At 50.9% G+C, this 19,732-nt stretch carries 14 protein-coding genes and 1 tRNA gene; 8 read left to right on the top strand and 7 right to left on the bottom strand.

Annotated elements, in window-relative coordinates:
* Positions 1-10: 10 nt before the first annotated feature.
* Complete coding sequence (locus tag VIS94_11995) at positions 11-244, bottom strand: transcriptional coactivator p15/PC4 family protein (protein HEY9161795.1); 234 nt, start codon at positions 242-244, stop codon at positions 11-13.
* Between the two features lie 107 nt (positions 245-351).
* On the opposite strand from VIS94_11995, the gene VIS94_11990 reads away from it, so the two are divergent.
* Together VIS94_11990 and VIS94_11985 are read left to right on the top strand one after the other, a co-directional pair.
* Positions 352-439: transfer RNA gene (locus tag VIS94_11990), tRNA-Leu, on the top strand.
* 311 nt (positions 440-750) lie between these two features.
* Complete coding sequence (locus tag VIS94_11985; GenBank protein HEY9161794.1) at positions 751-3,651, top strand: PAS domain S-box protein; 2,901 nt, start codon at positions 751-753, stop codon at positions 3,649-3,651.
* A gap of 66 nt (positions 3,652-3,717) precedes the next feature.
* Here the strand turns inward: VIS94_11985 and VIS94_11980 are convergent, their stop codons facing one another.
* From VIS94_11980 to VIS94_11965, 4 genes are read right to left on the bottom strand one after another with little or no spacing between them, the layout of a single operon-like run.
* Positions 3,718-4,701 carry a KpsF/GutQ family sugar-phosphate isomerase gene (locus tag VIS94_11980; GenBank protein ID HEY9161793.1) on the bottom strand — a complete coding sequence of 328 codons (984 nt, stop codon included), beginning with the start codon at positions 4,699-4,701 and terminating at the stop codon, positions 3,718-3,720.
* Positions 4,698-5,987 carry a 30S ribosomal protein S12 methylthiotransferase RimO gene (gene rimO, locus VIS94_11975; GenBank protein HEY9161792.1) on the bottom strand — a complete coding sequence of 430 codons (1,290 nt, stop codon included), beginning with the start codon at positions 5,985-5,987 and terminating at the stop codon, positions 4,698-4,700. Before rimO ends, VIS94_11980 begins: the two co-directional genes overlap by 4 nt.
* On the bottom strand, positions 5,980-7,215 hold the full coding sequence (glgC, locus tag VIS94_11970) for a glucose-1-phosphate adenylyltransferase (protein HEY9161791.1): 1,236 nt from the start codon (positions 7,213-7,215) through the stop codon (positions 5,980-5,982). The genes rimO and glgC overlap by 8 nt, the downstream gene beginning before the upstream one ends.
* The gene (locus VIS94_11965; protein HEY9161790.1) at positions 7,212-7,577 is read right to left on the bottom strand and encodes a response regulator; all 366 of its coding nucleotides are present in this window, start codon (positions 7,575-7,577) and stop codon (positions 7,212-7,214) included. Before VIS94_11965 ends, glgC begins: the two co-directional genes overlap by 4 nt.
* A gap of 152 nt (positions 7,578-7,729) precedes the next feature.
* Here VIS94_11965 and VIS94_11960 point away from each other — a divergent pair, with 152 nt between their 5' ends.
* The 4 genes from VIS94_11960 (at position 7,730) to VIS94_11945 (ending at position 12,328) form a co-directional block, all read left to right on the top strand.
* Positions 7,730-8,362, top strand: a complete 633-nt coding sequence (locus tag VIS94_11960) for a transglutaminase family protein (GenBank protein HEY9161789.1) — start codon at positions 7,730-7,732, stop codon at positions 8,360-8,362.
* Between the two features lie 58 nt (positions 8,363-8,420).
* A complete protein-coding gene (locus VIS94_11955) occupies positions 8,421-9,845 on the top strand; it encodes an MATE family efflux transporter (GenBank protein ID HEY9161788.1) in 1,425 nt (474 codons plus the stop codon).
* Between the two features lie 159 nt (positions 9,846-10,004).
* A complete protein-coding gene (locus tag VIS94_11950) occupies positions 10,005-11,105 on the top strand; it encodes an acyl-CoA dehydrogenase family protein (protein HEY9161787.1) in 1,101 nt (366 codons plus the stop codon).
* Between the two features lie 29 nt (positions 11,106-11,134).
* Positions 11,135-12,328 (top strand): acyl-CoA dehydrogenase family protein, encoded by a 1,194-nt coding sequence (locus VIS94_11945; GenBank protein ID HEY9161786.1) that lies wholly within the window; start codon positions 11,135-11,137, stop codon positions 12,326-12,328.
* 81 nt (positions 12,329-12,409) lie between these two features.
* On the opposite strand, the gene VIS94_11940 is transcribed toward VIS94_11945, so the two are convergent.
* Positions 12,410-15,010, bottom strand: a complete 2,601-nt coding sequence (locus tag VIS94_11940; protein ID HEY9161785.1) for a penicillin acylase family protein — start codon at positions 15,008-15,010, stop codon at positions 12,410-12,412.
* Positions 15,011-15,179: 169 nt separating this feature from the next.
* Positions 15,180-16,109 (bottom strand): alpha/beta hydrolase, encoded by a 930-nt coding sequence (locus VIS94_11935; GenBank protein ID HEY9161784.1) that lies wholly within the window; start codon positions 16,107-16,109, stop codon positions 15,180-15,182.
* A gap of 158 nt (positions 16,110-16,267) precedes the next feature.
* Between VIS94_11935 and VIS94_11930 the strand changes: the two genes are divergently transcribed.
* Both VIS94_11930 and VIS94_11925 read left to right on the top strand, forming a co-directional pair.
* Positions 16,268-18,934 (top strand): NAD(P)-dependent oxidoreductase, encoded by a 2,667-nt coding sequence (locus VIS94_11930; protein ID HEY9161783.1) that lies wholly within the window; start codon positions 16,268-16,270, stop codon positions 18,932-18,934.
* Between the two features lie 76 nt (positions 18,935-19,010).
* Entirely contained in the window at positions 19,011-19,700 is a 690-nt protein-coding gene (locus VIS94_11925; GenBank protein ID HEY9161782.1) for a class II aldolase/adducin family protein, read from the top strand.
* Positions 19,701-19,732 lie beyond the last annotated feature (32 nt).

The following is a 19,732-nucleotide window of genomic DNA, read 5'->3' as shown; positions in this document are numbered from 1 at the left end:
TTATCAATCCTTATTCTTGAGACTCAATAATCTCTTTTAATTTCCCTATAGCGTTTTCAAGCTCAGGCAGAAGCTCTGGACTGATAGCTATGCCTTTCTTTGAAGGTTTGTATTCGCCGTTGTCATCCTGGTAATAGACCCTCAGATCCACATATTTTTTACCTTTGTAAGTGCTTACCGATACCCTGACCTCTTCAAGCGCATTTTTCATGAACGAATGAACAAGAATGCTTTCATCTGCCATTGTCGCCCCCAATAGAATAATGTCTTAATGGTATTGTTTGAAGTTATCTGATTTGTCAATAGATGCCTTGCAAAAATATGCCTGCTTTGTTAGTAGATTATTTCTGTGCCGGAGTGGTGGAACTGGCAGACGCGTCGGACTCAAAATCCGAAGGGGCCCGGCCCCGTGCGGGTTCGATTCCCGCCTCCGGCACCAGTATATTTATGAAGTTTCAGATTAATTTTTATGATCAAGTAGCCCGTCCAACCATCATATGTCAATAAAACCTAATATTTATCGCCAACTTGCCGATATGCATTAATATGGCGCGCAAAAATATACAGTTTTTATCTGATAAAAAGCAGTTTGTTGATTTTAAAGCTGCAATCGAGGTCAAAACCTGTGTGTTGATCATGTGCAGACATGCATGTTTATCGTGTCCTTAATTCACATGGGGATTAAGTACAGTAAATGTGATGGGCATAAGGATTTAAAGAATGACCCGATAGAAAATTGAAGGATGGTGGATGAAGGAAAAGACTGAAAAAAAGCAAGAGATCTTCAATGTTTCAAGCCTGCGAAAAATCGCCGGAGAGGTGCTTTCCGGAAATACAGGCGGCATAATGCTGGATATCCCGGCAGACAGCTCACGGTCTTTTGATGAAAATGCAGAATCCTCACTCACGACCGGGATTCGAAAGATTATCACCGGGCAGAGGCGGAATGAAGAAAAGCTTCAGTGGCCCGGGGAGAAAAACGAAACCATTATAGAGAATATCAGGGACGGTTATTTCGAGGTTGACCTTGCCGGCAACTTCACATTTTTCAACAAATCGATCTGTGAAATGCATGGTTATCCACGAGAAGAATTGATGGGTATGAACAACCGGCAGTATACAGATAAGGCAAATGCAAAGAAATCATTCGACGCCTTCAATAATATCTACAGAACAGGGATATCCGGCAGCATATTCGATTATGAAATCACAAGGAAAGACGGTACTAAAAGACAGGTTGAAGTCGCGGCTTCATTAAAAAAAGATGAATCAGGCAGACCAATAGGGTTCTACGGAATCGCCCGTGACATAACCGAGAGAAAAAAGGCTGAAGAGACAATACGTCAGTCAGAAGAAAGGTACCGGACCATTCTGGATGAGATGGAAGAAGTATATTTCGAGGTGGACCTTGCCGGTAATTTCACTTTTTTAAATGATGCCGTCTGCCGTCTTTTAAAATATCCAAAGGAAGACCTGCTCGGAAAAAGCTTCAGAATTCATGTCCATAAAGATGATATCCCTATTTTGTATGATGCCTTCGGTAAAATATACAAAACCGGTATGACCATAAGAGATATCCGCTACAAGGCAGTTCGCAGTGATGGAACAACAGGATTTGCAGAAATTGCAGGCCTTCCTCTGCTGAACCGTCAAGGAGAGATTATCGGTTTTCGGGGAATCGGCCAGGAGATTACCAGGCACATGCAAATGGAAGAAAATCTGTGGCAGTCCGAGGAAAAATACAGGAACATTATTGAAGACATCCAGGACGGATATTTCGAGCTCGACCTTTCAGGCAGTCTCACATTTTTTAACGAATCGATCTGTAAAATACACGGGTATTCAAGAGAAGAATTGATGGGCATGAACCACCGGCAGTTTGCAGACAAAGAAAACTCGATAAAAGCATATGAAGCCTTCAATAAAATTTACAACACGGGAACATCCAGCAATCTATTTGATTATGAGATCATCAGAAAAGACGGAACAAGACGGCAGGTCGAGATATCGGCCTCGCTGATAAAAGATTCGGCAGGCAAACCGATCGGGTTCAGAGGTACTACACGCGACGTAACAGAGCGGAAGAAAATGGAAGAGATGCTGCGCCAGTCCGAGGAGAGATACCGTACAATTCTCGACGAGACCGAGGATGCATATTTTGAAGTGGATATAAAAGGCAACATAACCTTTTTGAACGATGCGATCTGCCGTCTATTAAGATATCCCAGGGAAGAACTGATGGGAAAAAGCTTCAGGGTTCATGTGGCCGAAGAAGACATGCACATCGTATATGACGCCTTTGCATTAATATACAATACAGGCAAGCCCGTGAGGGATATCCGCTACAAGGCTGTCCGCAGGGATGGAACGACGGGATACGCCGAGATGACAGGATTCCCTCTCAGAAACCGGAACGGTGAAATCATAGGCTTCAGGGGTGTGGGCCGGGAAATCACCGAGCGCATACAGGCCGAAGAGGAAAAGGCCAGGCTTGAAAGCCAGCTCCTGCAGGCACAGAAGATGGAATCCGTCGGCCGTCTGGCCGGAGGCGTCGCGCATGACTTCAACAACATGCTGAGTGTAATCCTCGGACGTGTTGAAATGGCGCTGATGAAGATTGACCCTGCCCAGCCCATTACCGCGTCCCTTCAGGAGATCCGCAAGGCTGCCAACCGCTCTGCTGATCTTACACGGCAGCTTCTGGCCTTTGCCCGCAAGCAGGCTATCACACCGGTAGTGCTTGATTTGAACAAAACCGTTGAAAGCATGCTTAAAATGCTTCAGAGGCTAATCGGCGAGGATATCGATCTTACATGGCTGCCGGGAGACGGGGTCTGGCCGGTAATGATGGACCCTTCCCAGATCGACCAGATACTGGCCAATCTGTGCGTTAATGCCCGTGATGCCATCTCGGGAATCGGCAAAATATCTATTGAAACGAACAATGTGACCTTTGATGAAGAGTACTGTTCAATGCACCATGGCTTTGCACCCGGGGATTATGTGCGGCTTGCCCTGAGCGACAACGGCTGCGGCATGGACAAGGAAACATTGGCACAGGTCTTCGAGCCCTTTTTCACCACGAAGGAGACAGGCAAGGGAACCGGTCTTGGAATGGCCACGGTCTATGGTATCGTAAAACAGAACAACGGCTTTATCAATGCATACAGCGAGCCCGGAAAGGGAACGACCTTTACGATCTATCTGCCCCGGTATGAAGGCAAGGCAACGGAAACTCAAACGGAAACCGCATCGGAACAATCGACAAACGGCAATGAAACCATACTGCTGGTGGAAGACGAACCGTCAATACTCAATATGACGGCTATGATGCTTCAGAACATGGGATATACCGTTCTGGCCGCATCCGGTTCCAGGGATGCAATCCTCATGGCTGAAGATTACGCCAGCCACAATATTCACATGATAATATCCGACGTTGTCATGCCCGAGATGAACGGGCCCGAACTTGCCAAAAAAATTCTGGAGCTATACCCTCATCTCAAGGTACTTTTCATGTCTGGATACACCGCAGACATTGTAGCTCTTCACGGCGTTCTCGATCATGGAATGCATTTCATCCAGAAGCCTTTTTCTGTAAGCGCTCTGGCTGCAAAAGTCCGTGAGGTTCTTGAGGCAAATAAAGAATAATATCCCTGCGCCTCAGATTCCATCTGCGAAGCATCACCTTCGAGGTACTGTGCACATATCAACGTTTCATAATCCCTTGATAGCAAGGTTTCCCCTGCCCAGAAGGTCGTGCAGGTGTACGACGCCACGGAACTTCTCATCATCCATTACGAGAAGAGATGTAATCTGGTGTTTTTCCATCATGTCAAGCGCCTCGATGGCAAGTATATCACCCGATATACGCCTCGGATTCTTTGTCATGATATCTCTTGCAGTAAGTGCCGGCAGCGCACTTCCGTGTTTCTCAAGTGCGCGTCTGAGGTCGCCGTCAGTCACTATGCCCTCAATCGAATCAACAGTGCCGACAAGAGTGAGCCCCAGCTTCTTTGCTGTCATCTCCTTAAGCACCTCATCCATACCGGAACCGCCGGATACGAAGGGGACCTTTTTACCGGTTATCATGACATCGGAGATGCTCGACATAAGCTGCCTTCCCAGGGTACCCGCCGGGTGAACGCCCTTGAAATCATCCCTTCCGAAACCCTTGACCTCGGAAACAACAACAGCCAGTGCATCGCCAAGCGCCAGCTGCGCAGTGGTGGATGTCGTCGGCGCCAGGCCGAGCTTGCACGCCTCTTTTTCAACACGACAGGAAAGGACTATGTCACTCGCCTTCGCCAGCTGTGAACCGATGCCGCCGGTTATGCCTATAAGCGTTATCCCGAAGCGCTTAAGGAAAGGAAGGAGATCGGTAATTTCCCTGGTATTTCCGCTGTTGGACAGGATTATGGCGACGTCATCCTTTGCAATCACCCCAAGGTCACCGTGAAGCCCGTCGACAGGATGCAGGTATATGGAGTTCGTGCCTAGGCTTACAAGCGTTGAAGCTATCTTTCTCGCAACTATTCCTGATTTGCCTACGCCTGTCAGTATTACCTTGCCAGGAGAAGATGCGATCACATCCACGGCTCTGGCAAAATTTTCATCGACCTGCGCAAGAACTCCCGAAAGCCCTTCTATTTCAGCAGCAAGGACCTCTTTGCCCGCTTCGATTATCTCCTTAGCCGTCATACAATCCTCCCGATAAGATCATAATCCGTAGACCTTATAAGTTCAACCTTTGCAAAATCACCGAATGGTGCGCTGCCCTCATTTATCATTGTCATACCGTCAACATCGGGGGCCTGAAACTGTGTCCTGCCCTTCAGCAGAAGCCCGGTCTCGGGATGAAAACCCTCTACAAGCACCTTTTCCGTCCTTCCGATAAGTGTCTTCAAGCGTTTTCTTGAAACCTTTTTCTGCATACTCATTATTTTTTTCAGACGTCCCTTTTTTACGGTCTCTTCAATCTGCGTCATCGCAGCACTTTCTGTCCCGGCCTCGGGTGAATAGACGAATGCGCCCATTGACCCGAATATGCCCGAGTCCACAAGTCCGACAAGCTCCGAAAACGCCTTCTCATCCTCTCCTGGGTGTCCGACCATAAGTGTGGACCGTATCCATATCCCTGCATCATCAAGCATGGCAAGTGACCGCTCAACCGCATTTTTCCCGCCTTTTCTGCCCATTTTTTCAAGCACGCTGCCCGAGATATGCTGAACAGGGATATCCACATACCTGCATACATTAGGATTCTCCATGATTGTCTCGACAAGCCTTCTGGTAAGAGATGCCGGATGGATGTACATGAGTCTTATCCATACATCCCTGTCAAGCGCGCTTAATTTTTTTACAAGGCCGGGCAGGGCGTCTTTGACACCTCTTTCTTTTCCGTAGCCGCCCAGGTCCTGTCCTATCAGGATAAGCTCTCTGGCGCCTTTCTTTATAAGGTTGCCACATTCTTCGATAACAAGGGCTTCCGGCTTGCTTACGAGTTCACCTCGAAGCGATGGTATCAGGCAGTAGCTGCAGTGATTCGAGCAGCCTTCGCTGATCTTCACATATGCATACCCCCTTGTCGAAGTGAAGGTCCTCGCTGTGACGGAACCGAAAAGAGGCTTAGCACATTCATCACCCTCCATGATCATTCGGGGCAGTTTGTCATACGTGCCGGGGCCCGCGAAAACCTTTATTTCAGGAAACTCCCTTTTTAAATTCTTTCCGTAGCGGCTTACGATGCAGCCTGTGCAGACAACTTCTTTTCCCCTGTCAAGCCATTCAAGCATCGTATCAATCGATTCTCTCACGGATGACTGAAGAAAAGCGCATGTGTTTACAATCACGACATCCGATTCGCCGGTTTCATTCACCATGGTAAACCCGGCACCAGATAATTTCTCGCAGATATATTCCGAATCAACAAGGTTTTTGGGACACCCCAGACTGATGATGGAAAAACTCTTTTTCGCTTCAGTCAAACGGGGAATTCCTTGGTATTACTACTATGCCCGTGGAAGATACATCAAAGCGCTTTTTGTCTTCTTCCATGTCATAACCGATTGTCATGTTGGGCGGTATGTTAACATCCTTATCCACAATAGCGCGCTTTATTCTGCTGTTCCGTCCGACAACAACGCCATCCATGAGATAAGATTCGCTCACCTCGGCATAACTGTTGACGCGGACATTCGGCGAGATTATCGAAAGTTCGACCTTGCCGCCCGAGACTATCGCCCCCCCGCAGACAATCGAATCCAGCACAAGGCCTATCCTCTTTCCATCGGCACCGCCTGCAAACACCATCTTGGCCGGAGGATAAGGGCTGAAAACCGTGTGTATGGGCCACCTCGGATCATAAAGGTTGCACTTAGGAGTAACTCTTACAAGATCGATGTTCGCTTCATAGTATGCCTCGAGCGTACCTATGTCACGCCAGTACGGTTCTTCACCTTTCCTGCCCATACCTGTGAAAGGATATACGACCACCTTTGCATCTTTTGTCATTTTGGGAATGACATCCTTGCCGAAATCGTGAGAGCTTGAACTGCTCTTTGCATCTTCGACAAGATTCCTGACAAGAGCGGCGGTATTGAACACATAAATTCCCATTGATACAAAAACCTTGGTGGGATCATCAGGCAGTGTGAATGGATTCTTTTTGGGCTTTTCCTGGAACTCAATTATCTCCATGCTGGAATTTGCCCTTATAACCCCGAACTGATCAGCGGTTTCGACCGGCATGATTATTCCGCCTACCGTCAGGTCAGCCCCTTTTTCCTCGTGGTAGCGGATCATCTCCCGGTAATCCATCTGGTACACATGATCGCCCGAGAGGATCAGGGTATATTGAGGCATGTCCTTCTGCAGGGTGTAGATATTCTGGAAGACCGCATCGGCCGTTCCCTCATACCATGTGTCGCCTACCCTCTGCTGCGCAGGGATGCTGTAAATGAACTCGCCCATAGGCGCCGAAAAGAATGGCAGCCATCCAAGCTGTATATGCCTGTTGAGGGACAGCGACTTGTACTGCGACAGGACGTATATCCTTCTCAATCCTGAATTAACGCAATTGGAAAGCGTAAAATCTATAATGCGGTACATCCCGCCGAAAGGAACCGCCGGCTTCGCCCTGTCTTTGGTGAGAGGATAAAGCCTTTCGCCCTTGCCGCCTGCGAGTATGACTACATCGACATCCTTTGGATTCATGCCTTTTCCCCAATGAGCTCATTTATTTTTGCCTTCAATTCGGTCAGATCATGAGATTTTACTACATACGCATCCGCGGCCATTGCGAGAGGATCGTTTTTATAGCTGGAATACGCCGTATGGATGATTATCGGGATGTTGAGCCTTGCCTTCAGAAGATGGCCGATGGCATCGAGCCCGTCCATGTTCGGCATTCTCAAATCCATGATTATGAGGTCGATACTGACGATACCTTCCTTCAGAAGCGCAAGTGCCTGCTTACCGTCGGACGCAAGGATTATCTCGTAGTTTTCCTCTTCCAATTCGTCCCTGATAAGGGTTTGCAGTCTTTTGTCGTCCTCGACTAGTAGGATTTTTTGCATACGAATATATTAAGTGATAAGCATAAGGTAGTCAATGCGTTATCGGATGGCAAACCTCAAATTTCCTATGCTTCGTTCCTGACGGAAAACCTGTCTTTTCCATGGCAATGAGGTGTTGACCCGGCCGCTGATTTCAACCTATCATAAGAATCATGAAAGAGTTTATTGAACCGACCTCATACATCGACAGCGACAGCCCTGACATCCGCAGATTTGCCTCGGAATCGGCCGGCACATCGGGAAGAAAAAAAGAGCAGGCCGTCAGCCTTTACTATGCGGTACGCGACGGGTTTACCTACAATCCCTACTGTCTGACGCTCGACAGGTCCCATTACAAGGCAAGCTACGTGCTTGAGCGAAGGGAAGGTTTCTGCATACAGAAGGCGATCCTGCTTGCAGCTGCCGCCCGCGCCCTAGGAATACCCGCACGGCTTGGCTTCGCCAACGTTCGCAATCACCTTGCCACAAAGAAGCTTATCAATCTTATGAAAACCGATCTGTTCGTTTTTCACGGATATACGGCCCTCAACATTGACGGAAAATGGGTAAAGGCGACTCCGGCATTCGACATCAGACTATGCGAAAAATTCGGAACACTCCCTCTGGAATTCGACGGCGAAGCGGATTCAGTTTTCCACCCCTTCGACTCTACAGGCAAACGCCATATGGAATATGTGCACGATTACGGCATATTTGATGATTTCCCGTTTGAAAAGATGCTTCATGAGTTTGAGAAATACTATCCTCATCTGATTGACCACTTTTCGGGGCAAACCGGGAAATAGCCGGATCATGGATGAATTCAATATCGCTTTTGTTTAATATGCATTAAAGGATTATCTGATGAAAATCAGCAGCCGGTGGCATTCCGACGGAGGGTACAGGGAATTTCTTGCGCTTGCTATCCCTCTCATCCTGAGTACCTCGCTATGGTCGATACAGCATTTCGTCAACCGAATGTTCCTTACATGGTATTCACCTGAGGCGATCGCAGCAGCCATGCCGGCCGGTCTTCTGAACTTCGCCATCGTCAGCCTGTTCATTGGCACTGCAAGCTATACGGGAACCTTCGTGGCTCAGTACAGCGGCGCCGGCATGAATTCAAGGATTGGTTCCGCCGTCTGGCAGGGAGTTTTTTTCTCCGTCATCGGGGCTGTCATCAGCCTTGCGCTCATACCGTTTGCAGGCCCTATCTTTATGATGGCGGGACACAGTCCCGAGGTCAGGGCCCTGGAAGAAATATATTTCAAGGTTCTCTGCTTTGCTTCCTTTCCCATGATAGCATCTTCCGCCATGAGCGGATTTTTTTCCGGCCTGAGCAGACCCTGGATTGTATTCTTTATAGATATCACCGCGACCGTCATAAACATAATACTTGACTATTGCCTTATCTTCGGGAATCTGGGATTCCCGGCTCTGGGGATAAAGGGCGCAGGCATTGCATCGATTATTGCCGTAACAGCTGCATTTCTATTATACCTTGCCCTTCTTTTAAGGCCGGGTGAATCGAGGCGTTACGGCATTGCGACAGGATTCAGATTCGACAGGAAACTTTTCTTAAGGCTTCTGAAATTCGGATTCCCGTCAGGTGTGCAGTTTTTCATAGACATGGCGGGATTCACGGTATTCGTGCTTCTTGTGGGGAGACTTGGAACCATAAACCTCGCTGCAACCAACATAGCTTTCAACATCAACACGCTCGCCTTCATGCCAATGCTCGGCGCAGGCATTGCGGTTTCCGTCCTTACCGGGAAATACATAGGCATGGGAAGGACAGACCTGTCGGAAAAGAGCACATTCTCGGGATTTCATTTCACTATGGTCTACATGGGGATAGTGGCACTGCTCTTTGCTGTTACGCCGGGGATTTTTGTCGGTATATATTCATCCAATGCCCACGGGCATGACATGGCCGAGATATCGAGGCTGACCGTTATCCTTCTCAGGTTCGTCGCCCTTTATTCGCTCTTTGATGCGGTAAGCATAATATTCTCTTCAACACTCAAAGGGGCGGGAGATACGAAATTTGTCATGGTAAGTATCGTGATCTCATCCGTTTTTGTCCTCATTGCACCCACATGGATTGCGCTGAGGCTGGGGGGCGGCATTTATGCCTGCTGGGCAATCGCTACAACCTATGTAATCCTCCTTAGCTTCATCTTTTACTTCAGATTCAGGAACGGTGCCTGGAAGTCCATGAAAGTAATCGAGCATGTGCCGGTGATACCCGCTACATGCGCCGAAGTCCCGGACGCCAGGCTTGAATGAATTTACTCGGGCAGGTTATTCATTCTTCCTGCAATCACATGAATTGACACACCCCCCCTTTCATTCTTTTTCTTCACTGTTAAAATATATGTATCCTTAAAAATATTTACTTTAGCTCACCTGTGCAGATGCAAATTAACCCGTAAATTGGAGGTGGATATGTCAACATTCAGTTTGGATGAGGACCAAAGGCAGATTCAGGAATCGATGCGCCGTTTTGCTGCGGACAGGATACGCCCCATTGCCAGGGATTGTGAAGAAAAGGCGCAGATACCTGATGAATTCCTGGCAGGTTCCTGGGATCTGGGTCTTGCCGCCAGTTTCATTCCTGAAAGGTACGGGGGGTATGCATCCGCAAGGTCCGTACTCAACAACTCAATCATTGCCGAAGAACTGGCCTACGGAGATATGTCGCTTGCCTGTGCGGTCATGGCGCCGTTCCTGTTCGTTCTGCCTGTTCTGGAGATGGGAAGCGATGCCCAGAAAGAGAAGTATCTCCCACCTTTCTGCGGCAGTTCCTACACCACAGGGACACTGGCGGTCATGGAACATGCCATTGGCTTCAATGTGGCGAATATCAGGACCACGGCTGTGCGCAAAGGAAATCAATACGTCCTTAACGGAAAGAAGTGCCTGGTTCCCCTGGCTGACAGGGCGCAGAATTTCATCGTCATCGCTTCTGTCGTTTCAGGCGGCGGATCAGAAGGCGTCGAGGCGTTCATTATCGACAAATCTCTGAATGGTGTGACTATCGGAGAAAAGGAAAAGAATATGGGAATGAATGCCCTTGACACATTCAGCATAGACTTTCAGGATTGCCGTGTGGGAGTGGAAAATCGTCTGGAGAACCTCAATTATACCAGACTGATCGCCTGCAGCCGAATTGCCCTGTCGGCGGCAGCAGTGGGTGTCGCTTCAGCCTCAAAAGACTACTGCATCGATTATGCAAAGGAACGCATTGCCTTCGGTATGCCAATAGCTTCCAGACAGGCCATCGCATTCATGCTGGCCGATATGGCCATAGAAATAGACGGCTGCAGGCTTTTGAACTTCAAGGCTGCATGGACCGCGGATCAGAAGGACAATGCCATGCGGCTGGCCTGCATGTCCAAGATGTATGCCTCAGAACAGGCCTTCAAAATAGCCGATTACGGGGTGTCCATCCTGGGCGGACACGGGCTTATCCGCGAACATCCGGTTGAGTTGTGGTTCAGAAACGCCAGGGCGTTTTCCATGCTCGAAGGCATGATGATGGTGTAATTTTTCTTAAGGGTAAGGGGGAAAACAAGATGATAAACTTCGAAACACCGGAAATTATTGATCAGGTAAGGATGATGCTGAACGGCATGGTAAAGAATATCGTTCGGCCGATAGCCAGATACTATGATGACCATGAACATGAACGAGCCGTGGAACTGGAGGCATTCAAACCCGTCATGCAGGCGGGCATGGGTGGCGGAAAAAGGAGCAAGAAGGAAAAGAAGGAAATCAAAGAGACCGAGGACCGCATCGGAAGCAACGCGATAGGCGTTGCTGGGGCCGAGGAAATGTCGTGGGGTGATGTGGGTCTTATGCTCGCGATGCCGGGCGGAGGCCTCGGCAATGCAGCCGTCAATGCCGTGGCAACCGACGAACAGTTTGAAAGATTCGGCATGAAATACTGTGCCATGGCAATCACCGAGCCGGGGTGCGGTTCCGATGCAGGAGCGGTTTCCACAACCGCAGTCCTCGACGGAGACGAATATGTGATCAATGGCGAAAAAATCTTCGTTACCGACGGGGACAGGTGTGATGCTGTCGTGGTGTGGGCCACACTGGACAAGTCCAGAGGCAGGGCTGCAATAAAATCCTTCCTTGTAGAAAAGGGGACCCCGGGGTTCAGGGTGGAAAAGCTAGAGAAGAAATGCGGCATCAGGGCCTCGGACACCGCAACCCTTGTTTTCGAAGACTGCCGCATTCCGAAGACAAACCTCCTGGGTGATCCGGAGATAAAGCCCGAAGGAGGTTTCAAAGGCGTCATGCAGACCTTTGACAACACGCGGCCCCTTGTCGCTGCCATGGCTACGGGCTGCGCCAGGGCTGCATATGAATTCACAAGGGAAGCCCTCGAAAAGGAAGGAGTCACTGTCTCTTATAACAGCCTTCCGCTTAAGCAGACAGCCGTCGAGCGTGATCTGATATGGATGGAAACCCAGCTCGAGGTCATGCGGCTGCTTGTAGAAAGGGCTGCCTGGATGGCTGACAACGGACGTCCCAACAATCTCGAGGCGTCAATCGCCAAGGCCAAATGCGGCAGATACGGCAATATCATAGTCCAGAAATGCGTGGAGATCCTGGGCCCCATAGGCTATTCCCGGGAATATCTGCTGGAAAAATGGATGCGGGACAACAAGGTCAATGACATCTACGAAGGAACCCAGCAGATTCAGATGCTCGTGATCGCCCGCCGTATTCTGGATTACGGTCGCGACATGCTGAGCTGAAGGAGGAAGACAAAGCCGACACGTAACCCCGGCGTCAGAATCTGGCCATGATAATCATGGCCAGAATAAACGGGGCTACCGTTATGGCTTCAATGTCAGCCTGTGCCTCGCCCCTGTCTCAACCTGTTCTCGACTCCAAAGCATCGGACGGTATTTGAGCTTCGCCCAGGGTTCGATCTGATCGCCGTACCATTTATTTCCCGGATGGCCGGACGAGCCTGTCGAGTTTATACTTACGCACTTCGTCAGGTCGCTCATGTCTACGATCATGCGCATGGAAGGTATGAGCCCCACACTGAAATCACCCTTGCTCGCATACCAGATGTTGTTGTTGAGGCATTCCGTGCTGCCGCTGGTGGCAACAGGCCCCTGGTTGACAAGGGATTCCAGGAGGCCGATCTTTGAAGCGCCCAGAGGGTTGCTCACGAAGGTTGCCTTGTGAAGAGTGCCCCACTTCCACTTGCTGCGGTCTGTTCCGAGAGACGCTACGGCAGCAGAATAACCCTCGCTGAACGAGCGGGTCAGGATGTCGTCGCGATTCTCCTTTATGCCTGCAGTTGCAGCGTCGTCCCACCAGTCATTGAGAGGGTCTTTCATGAGAAGGTTGAGAGCCCACATCTCCTTGTCGAGGCCGTCAGACTTGAGAATGTCTCCAAGCTGGTCCTGGAAAGTATTTTTGAACAGCTTCATGCAGAACTCCATATAGAGTGCGGCCTCGGGGCTGTCCTCTTCCGTGAAGCGATCCCATTTCATGAGCCAGTCACGGGCTTCTGCAAGAGCAGGGTCACTCAGCTTGAGGCTGCCCAGATAAGGCAGCAGTTCATCCGCCGAGAGACATTTGTTGTCGCTCTGCATTGTCTGGAATGTGGCCGTGGTGTTTGGTGCAAGCTGCCTGATAAGCTCATAGGCACGCTGCGAGCGGTAGCCGTAGACCCATTTGTTGTATCTGCTTCCGAAATCGGCGTTGACATCCGGACCGAGCCTGGCATCAAGCATGGCGAAGTACTCGGGAGGCGCCACCTCCTGGTTGCATGCTACGATGAAGTTCCTGGCCGGGTTGAGCAGATGGGGAAGGAGCTCGAAGGGAACAAATCCTTTCCATTCATATGCCGATGTCCATCCCGGCACCGGCACCTGTCCGGTATGACCTTTCACTCTCACAGGTATCTTGCCCGGCATCTGGTAGCCGATATTGCCTTTTCGGTCGGCATATACCACGCTCTGAGAAGGCGTGTCCCAGTACCTGAGCGCATCGCGAAACTCGTTGAAGTCCTTTGCTCTGTCGAGCCTGATGATGGCAAGCGCTATTGTGCCTGGCATAAGACCCGTCCAGTGCAGGGCCAGAGGGTCCATTACATTGAAGCCGGTGGTCTGGCCTGTTTTTTCGTCGTATTTGTTGTCGTTGATGATCGGGCCGAGGTGTGTTTTCCGGACATTGATCACGATCGGAGGTTTACCGTTGCCTGCCAGGATAGATTCCTCATGAACCGTCATATCCCGCCATTTGCCGTCCCATTCGTACTGCAAAGGGTTGCCCGGGTTCACCTTTATCTGATACTGGTCGTTAACGTCGGGGTATACGTTCGTTGTGCCCCAGGCGATGTCGTTATTGTGGCCTACAACCACTCCGGGACTCGATGCAAATGCGAAGCCTGCCACGTCGAAGGGTCTCCCCCTGCCGTCATCCGGGCAGTGAAGCGCAATCTCGTACCATATCGAGGGCTGCTGTATGCCGAGATGAGGGTCGTTTGCAAGCAGAGGCATGCCGCTTTTTGTAAGGCCTCCTGTGGCCACCCATGAGTTGCTGCCTGTCCCTTCCGTCTGTCCCATCAGCATGGACAGATCCGCCAGCGGGCCGGTATTTTCAAATGCCTTTCCTGCCGGAATTTCATTGGATGAGAGCTTAACCGCCTGACCGGGAGAAGAGGGATTGAGTGCATCCGGGAACATTGCTTTTATATCCTCATCGAGAAGTATGGTGGGCTTCTCCTTGAGCGGCCATGGCGGAACGAGGAATTGTTCGGCCATTTTCGCACCCAGCTTTGCATAAAGTTTTGTCCGAGGCTGCTCCATGTCGCGTGACAGGCCGAGGTCCCAGGCCATAAGCTTTGAAAAGGCCAGGGAATCCAGAGCCGACCAGGGCTCCACCTTGAACTTTACTCCCGTAAGTCCGAGGATTGAGTAGTTTACCGATAGCTGTCCGGGGGTTCTCTTCGATATATATGCGTTCACGCCCTTGGCAAAGGCGTCAAGAAGGGCCCGGTCCGCAGAGGAATAGCTTTTGTACTCCTCCTCCACGACCCTGTATATGCCAAGAGACCGAAGATATATATCGGCGTTCACCAGGGCGGCCTTCCTGCCAGTGAGTTCCTCTATGCGCCCTCCGCATGTCTTGCGGAAGAACTCCATCTGCCAGAAGCGGTCCTGAGCCTGAACATAGCCCTGGGCGAACATGAGGTCATGCATGTTTTTAGCATATATGTGAGGCACCCCCCACTCATCGCGCAAAACCTCTACGCTCTCCCTGAGCCCGCCCGCCTTCAGCTCGCCTTCGACCTTCGGGACAGGGCTCTTCATCATGCTCCTGTAAAAGACATACCCGCCTGCTGAAATTATGACAACCAGAGCAAGTAGAATGTACAGAATGGTCTTGAGTACCTTGCCGGAATTGTCCCTTGCCATATATTTACCTCCTTTAGCGGCGCGGCCGGAAGCCGGCCTGATTCGTGGAACAGGTCTAAAAAGGTGCGGGTTCAATAACTGAAAGGTTAAACGCCGCAGGATAAAAAATGCAAGGCCTATTTGTCTGGCGGAAGAGGCCTTTCTGTTTCGAAATGTCTTTTCCGATGCGTCATTTCAGCCCGTCCCTGAATTTCAGATAATCACCGGCCGTCCTGTCCGGCTCTTCGATCATGGGAAGGTGGCCTACTCCCGGCATGATAATGACTCTGGATTCCGGCATCAGGTTGTGGAGCACCCCGGCAGTGGCCGCACTGATGACCCGGTCGTTTTCTCCCCACACGATAAGGGCAGGCGTTTTGAGGCCGGCCACGTGCTTCTCGATCGAATCATCGCTCAATTCCTTAAAAATCCGCTTCTCCAGATTATAATTACGTATGCGCTCTTTTGCCATGACATTCAGCATCGGCCTTGGAATGAAAGGCGGTTTCGACATTACGAAAGCAAATATCCGGGCGAAATCATCTTCGCTTTTAGCCATAAGAGGATTTTCTCCACCCTGAGCGATAACCTTTTGAAGTTCGCCGGGAGGCGCGCTCCATATGCCGCCCGGGTCCAGCAGCCAGAGGCTCTGTACCTCATCAGGATACATCGCGGCATACATCATGGAAATGTGGCCGCCCATCGAACTGCCTCCCAGGTGCACTTTCGTTATGCCTAGGGCCAGGGCCAGGTTCCTGAGTCTTGCGGCCTGGGCGCCGGGCCTGTAGTCGGCGTCAGCGGGATGACCGGATTCTCCGAAGCCCAGGTTATCGGGAATTATTACTCTGTAACGATTTGTCAGAAAACGGGCCACCCGGACAAAATTATCCTTGTCGGCCCCGAAGCCGTGCAGGAGCATAAGCGGTTCCCCCTGCCCTCCTTCAAGATAGGCATAATGCAGCCCACCGGGCAGATCTATTTCCTTGAACGAAAGCCCGGCTAGTTTCCGCTCAAGACCAATTGCCATCGCCGTGGCTTTTTCAGGAGCCAGATAGACGAATAAGATACAGCTCAGTATTAAGATAACGATAAAACCAATAACCGCCCTGATGATGCGCATGATCCCCTCCAAATGTATAACGTTGTCCGGTGCCTTGATATAATAGCATTAAAAGATAGATTCAAACCATATCCGATATTCTGAAATGCAAGGCAAATTGGCTTGACATAAAAAAACCAAAAATTCATACTTCCTCTATTATAAAGGAGCTTCTTAATATGAAAACGCAATACCTGATGGCAATCGACATAGGAGGGGGATCCGGCCGTTGCCTCCTTCTGGATATTGAAACAGGGGCGGTAAAAACAGCAAAGCGAAACTGGACACACCCTTCAGCACCCGGCACCAGCGGCCTCGGCTTTTCCATCGATACCGCCGGCATCCTGAAAAAGCTGGGCGAAGCATCCCGTGAGGTGCTCGCAAAAGCCGGCGTTGCACCTGAACAGATCGCGGGCATTGCTGCAAGCGGTATGCGCAATACGACCGTTGTCCTTGATGCAGGTAATGAGATACTGCTGGCAACTCCCAACAAGGATGCCAGGGCCCTTGGCGAAGGCATGATGCTGGGCTTTGAACGTGGAAATGAAGTACACGCCATATCAGGCCATTGGCCGACACCTCTGTTCCTGGGTACCCGTCTTATCTGGCTTAAAAACAACGCACCCGATCTTTTCAAGCGGGCAACCGCCGCGCTGTCGGTTACCGACTGGATTGCATTCATATTGTCAGGAAAACTCGCCTCAGAGCGCTCACAGGCAGGAGAGACGCTTCTTTTCGACCTGAAAGAGAACCAGTGGGCATCCGATCTCATCAACTCACTGGGGCTTCCCGTCTCGCTCTTTCCGGCGCCAGTGGATTCCGGCTCGCATCTCGGTCCGCTGACAAAAGAAGGCGCCGATATCCTGGGCCTTGTCCCCGGAATACCGGTTGCGGCTGGCGGCGCAGACACCCAGTGCGGTCTGCTGGGGGCCGGGGCAGTTGCCGATGGCGACCTTGCAGTCATAGCAGGCACCACTATGCCGCTTCAGCTGGTGAGTGATGATCTGATACTGGATGATTCCGGGCGGCTCTGGAGCGGACAGCATGTCGTACCCGGGAAATATGTCCTGGAAAGCAACGGCCTCATTACCGGCGACATCATCGACTGGTTTGCCCGCCTGCTTTATCCTGACGCCCCCGATGCCGCCCTCGGCTTGTTTGCAGAGGCGGAAGATTCGCTGCCCGGGGCCGCAGGCGTTTACTCCACTTTCGGTACGGCATTATTCGACGGCAGGTCAGTCGGTCTGCCCGTAGGAAACCTCACCTTTTCCCACATGGTTACCGGAGACCCGGCCCGCAGCCGCAGACACATAGCCCGCGCCCTTATCGAGGGTATTGCCTTCTCCGTACGGGCAAACCTCGAGCAGATCATCGCCGTCTCAGGCAAAAAGATACCCAAAATTATGGTTACAGGCGGCATGTCCGGAAGCTTACTCTTCACGCAGATCACATCTGACGTGACAGGATGCGCTGTGAATGTCCCTCCGGTCTCAGAGGCTTCATCGTTAGGAGCAGCAGTGCTTGCAGGCGTAGGAGCAGGAGTGTTCTCCGACCCTGCAACAGGCGCCAGAAAAATATCCATGGCTTTTAACGAATACAAGCCGGGTAAAACCGCGGAAAAATATCAGAACCTCTATACGGGATGGAGGCAGGCCTTTGACAAACGCGCCACTGCCGATGCATGCATCGGCGACCTTCTTACCGCTTCGCTCTTCGAACCCTCTCCCGCAGCGGGCAGGGCAGCCGATCCGTCATTCAAGCCGGATATCTTCATCACCGCTTCCCTTGAAAAGACCGCCATCAGCGAATTCGAAAGCATAGGCAATGTTGTTTACGAGGGATGGCGCGAAAAAATGAAGTTGTACGACGGCGGTAAGGAATTGGCCGATGCGCTTGCGGGCAAAAAAATATTCGTTACCGAAATGGATGTGGTAGATTTCCCCGCCATCCGCGATTCAAAGGACCTCAGGGCGATCGTCACCTGCCGCGGGAACGCGGTCAATGTTGACATCAAGGCGGCAACAGCCTTTGGCATTCCCGTAATGAACACACCCGGACGTAATGCAGATGCGGTTGCCGACCTGACAGTCGCCTTCATGATCATGCTCGCCCGCATGATGCCGGGGTCATCCGATTTCTTAAAGCGCGGAAATGTGAAAGAGGGCGACATGGCAAAGATGGGAGAGGCCTATCTGAAATACCAGGGCAAAGAACTCTGGAGAAAGACCGTGGGGCTGGTGGGAATGGGAAATGTAGGCGCAGGAGTCGCTGCCAGACTGTCCCGATTCGGTGCCAGAATCGTCTTCTATGACCCGATGGTAACCGAAGGGGCCGGTGCTTTGCTTTCAGCACAGAAGGTTTCCCTTGATGAGCTGCTCTCCGTAAGCGATTTTATAAGCATTCATGCCCCTGCGATTGAGGCCACAAAAGGGATGATCAATCGTGAGGCGTTTGAAAAAATGAAAACCGGGGCCTTCTTCATCAATACAGCCAGGGCCTCCCTTGTGGAAGACGATGCGCTGTTATGGGCTCTTACATCTGGCAAAATAGCGGGCGCCGCCCTGGATGTTTTCCCGGCGGAGCCTCCGGGATCGGACGACCCCATCGTATCACACCCCAATGTTATCGCCACTCCTCATCTTGGCGGGAATACCGCCGAAACGGCGGCGCATCAGGGGGCGATAGCAGCAGGTCAGATCAGAAAGCTCATGGCAGGAGAGAAACCGGATTATATCCTTAATCCCGAGGTGCTTCAGGCATTCTCATGGTCGGCCCCCCGCCCCGAGCCGGATGAAAAAAAGCTTGAGGAGCTTTCTAAAAACAAGCGGCCTTCAGTCACGTCATAATACGGCACAGGGACAAACAGGTAAAAAAGGGACTATTTTTTTCCAACGAAAAAGCTTGAAAGGAGCAAAACTGTATATGGGTAAATTTGAAAAGTACCAGAATGAAGTGCTCGAAGCCAGTATATGGCTGTCCGACAACGGTTATTTCGGCTCACTCAGGGGTACGGGAGGCAATGTATCGGTGAGGATAGACGGCGAAAATTTGATGGCGATCACACCGTCATCAGTGAAATACCACGAGATCACCCCGGATGACATCTGCATCGTCGATCTTTCCTGTTCCGTGGTGGAAGGTTGCCGTCCTCCCTCGGTAGAAGCCGGGATGCATGCTGTCATCTACCGCGAAAGGCCGGACGTGAACGCCGTAGTCCACACACATCAGATATACGGGAGCGTCTTCGCACTGCTGAACAAGCCCATCCCCGCACTTTTTGACGAGGTCTCCTTCATGCTCGGCGAATCGGTCGAGGTAACCCCATACGCAGTTTCCGGCAGCCCGGAACTGGCCGCGGGTGTTGCAGGCAAGCTGGGCAACAACGCCAACGCCTACATTATCCAGAACCACGGGATAATTGCCCTGGGTAAAAATATGGACAAGGCGCTGCTTGCCGCAGAACTCCTCGAAAAGGTGGCACACATATACTATATGGCGCTATCTTCAGGACTGCCGGTCAACGCCCTACCCGATCAAGTTCGGGATATGGCCCGGAGTCTGAGGGAATATGAGGTAAGCGAGGCGAAGAAAAAGGCGGCGGCGAATCGCTAAGCAATTATTGAAGGTTATTGACTCTTTATTCA

The sequence above is a fragment of the Desulfomonilia bacterium genome (assembly GCA_036567785.1).
Classification (GTDB): domain Bacteria; phylum Desulfobacterota; class Desulfomonilia; order UBA1062; family UBA1062; genus DATCTV01.
Note: the sequence above shows the minus strand (reverse complement) of the source record. Positions and strands in the feature narration are given on the sequence as shown.